The sequence below is a fragment of the Bradyrhizobium sp. genome, from assembly GCF_019244115.1.
GTDB lineage: Bacteria > Pseudomonadota > Alphaproteobacteria > Rhizobiales > Xanthobacteraceae > Bradyrhizobium.
In genome coordinates this window covers 1-2,784 of record NZ_JAFATE010000300.1, presented here as the reverse complement: position 1 = coordinate 2,784, position 2,784 = coordinate 1, and the positions used below count along the sequence as shown (strand labels likewise).

At 62.9% G+C, this 2,784-nt stretch carries 3 protein-coding genes; all 3 read left to right on the top strand.

The window, feature by feature from the left end; all coding sequences use genetic code 11:
* Positions 1-591: transcription termination factor Rho (gene rho, locus JOZ76_RS13450; protein WP_291699116.1), on the top strand; the 591-nt coding region annotated here is incomplete at its 5' end.
* A 212-nt stretch (positions 592-803) separates the two neighbouring features.
* Positions 804-2,138, top strand: a complete 1,335-nt coding sequence (mnmE, locus tag JOZ76_RS13445) for a tRNA uridine-5-carboxymethylaminomethyl(34) synthesis GTPase MnmE (RefSeq protein WP_291699115.1) — start codon at positions 804-806, stop codon at positions 2,136-2,138.
* A 182-nt stretch (positions 2,139-2,320) separates the two neighbouring features.
* Positions 2,321-2,784 (top strand): FAD-dependent oxidoreductase (locus JOZ76_RS13440; protein ID WP_291699114.1); only part of this gene is annotated, 464 nt, incomplete at its 3' end.

The window sequence follows — 2,784 nt, the reverse complement described above, 5'->3', positions numbered from 1 at the left end:
GTGAAGGGCGAGGTGGTCTCGTCCACCTTCGACGAACCCGCCGTACGCCACGTCCAGGTCGCCGAGATGGTGATCGAGAAGGCCAAGCGCCTGGTGGAGCACGGCCGTGATGTCGTGATCCTGCTCGACTCCATCACGCGTCTCGGTCGCGCCTACAACACCGTGGTGCCCTCATCGGGCAAGGTGTTGACCGGCGGTGTCGATGCCAACGCGCTGCAGCGACCAAAACGCTTCTTCGGTGCGGCGCGAAATATCGAGGAAGGGGGATCGCTCACCATCATCGCGACCGCCTTGGTCGATACCGGCAGCCGCATGGACGAAGTGATTTTTGAAGAGTTCAAGGGCACCGGCAACTCCGAACTCATTCTCGATCGCAAGGTCTCGGACAAGCGCACCTTCCCGGCGATCGACATCTCGCGCTCCGGTACCCGCAAGGAAGAGTTGATCACCGACTCGCAGCTGCTGAAGAAGATGTACGTGCTGCGCCGCATCCTCAATCCGATGGGCACTATGGATGCGATCGACTTCCTGCTCGATAAGCTGCGCAACACCAAGAACAACTCCGAGTTCTTCGAGTCGATGAACACTTGAGCCGCAACCAGCGGCCCGCTTGAGAGGCGCCTTCGGGCGCCTTTTTTGTTTTCTGGGACTGAACATGCGGTCGCAGATACGAGAGGGTTCATGTCATATTGCACTGCAACATAATTTGAGTTGCGTGTGCCGCGGGTGCGGTTCTGCCAATCGCATTCATCGTCCGGATCGAACGGCATTGCGGTGGCGGGCACCGCGACGCAAATAGAAGGATGCATTCAAGAGACCAGACCATCTACGCATTGTCGTCCGGCCGGGCGCCGAGCGCGATTGCCATCGTGCGTGTTTCGGGCGTTGCGGCGGGCAAGGCTCTCACGCAGTTGGCGGGAAAGGCACCGCCGCCACGGGTTGCGACTCGCGTTCTGTTGCGAAGCAATGATGACCAGCCGATCGATGACGCCGTGGTGTTGTGGTTTCCCGCGCCGGCGAGCGCGACTGGAGAAGACGTCGCGGAATTTCATGTCCATGGCGGCCGCGCGGTGCTGTCCGCGCTGTTTGCCGCGCTCGGGCAGATCGAGTCGATCCGGCCTGCCGAGCCCGGGGAGTTCACGCGTCGCGCTTTTGAGAATGGCAAGCTCGATCTGACCGAGGCCGAGGGGCTCGACGATCTCATTCATGCCGACACCGATCGTCAGCGTCGCCAGGCACTGCGTCAGCTGAAGGGCCTGCTCGGCGACAAGGCGCGCGACTGGCGCGAACGGATCATCGCGGCGTGCGCACTGATCGAGGCCGGCATCGACTTCTCGGATGAGGGTGACGTGCCGGCTGAACTGACGGCGCCGGCGCTCGTCACGATCAAGGCTCTGCTTGACGAGATCGAGGCCGCGCTTGGCGCGCGAGGCAGAAGCGAGCGGCTGCGTGATGGCCTCCTGGTGGCGATCGCCGGGCCTCCGAATGTCGGCAAGTCGACGCTGATGAATCAGCTCGCCCGGCGGGAGGTCGCGATCGTCTCGCCGCACGCTGGCACCACGCGGGACATCATCGAGGTTCATCTCGATCTCAACGGCTATCCGGTGACCGTGATCGACACCGCCGGCATTCGCGACACCGACGATCCGGTGGAGCAGGAGGGGGTACAGCGCGCGCGGGCGCGGGCGGCGGATGCTGATCTCGTGCTGTGGCTGATGGACGGGAGGGGTTCGGCTGATCTCCATGAGACGACCGCGCCAATCTGGTCGGTGCACAACAAGATCGATCTCGCCGGGGCCGGGGACGGTGCGAGCGGGTCTGATGCGGCGGCCACAACGTTCCGGATCTCAGCCAAGCGGGGCGACGGGCTGACTGATCTGATCGCCGCGATCGTTGAATTTGCCGCGACCTATTTTGGGGCGAACGACACGGCGCTGATCGGCCGGGAACGGCAGCGAAACCTATTGCAGGAGACGGCCCTCGCGCTGCGACGGGCTCTGGACGTCATCGGAGAGGGTGAAGAGCTTGTGGCAGAGGAGTTGCGGACTGCGAGCACATCGCTGGGCCGGCTGCTCGGCCGGGTCGATGTCGAGGACATCCTCGATGTGATTTTCCGGGAGTTCTGCATCGGGAAGTGATAGGTTTTGGCGCGAGGTCAGGAACATCGTTTTATGGTTAATAAAGAGTTTTTGGGCCAACAGTGTTTCACGTGAAACGTGTTCGGTTTTTCGCCTCGATGTTTCACGTGAAACGACTGTGCTGCCCTGGCGCTGTTTCACGTGAAACGTTTTGATCCCCACGCCAAAATCTGAAGCTCCCTATGTCTCCCGGTGAAAGTTCATACGACGTCGTTGTGATCGGTGGAGGCCATGCCGGCTGCGAGGCAGCGGCGGCCGCGGCGCGCCTGGGCGCCAGGACGGCTCTCGTGACGCATCGCTTTGCAACTATCGGCGCCATGTCCTGCAATCCGGCCATCGGCGGGCTCGGCAAAGGGCATCTAGTGCGCGAGATCGATGCCCTGGACGGTCTGATGGGGCGTGTCGCGGACGCCGGCGGGATCCAGTTTCGGGTTCTCAATCGGCGCAAGGGTCCCGCGGTCCGGGGCCCGCGTGCGCAGGCGGACCGGAAGCTCTACGCCGCGGCGATGCAGGCCGCGATTGTCGGGACCAGAAATCTCGTGGTCGTGGAGGGTGAGTCGGATGATCTGATTCTCTCTGAAGGTCGCGTGGTCGGCGTGCGCCTTGCCGACGGACGCGAACTGTCAGCGGCTGCCGTGGTTGTCAC

What these genes read in the sequence shown, in the direction of transcription:
- mnmE (WP_291699115.1), top strand. Translation starts at nt 804, where the DNA reads ATGCATTCAAGAGACCAGACCATCTACGCATTGTCGTCCGGCCGGGCG.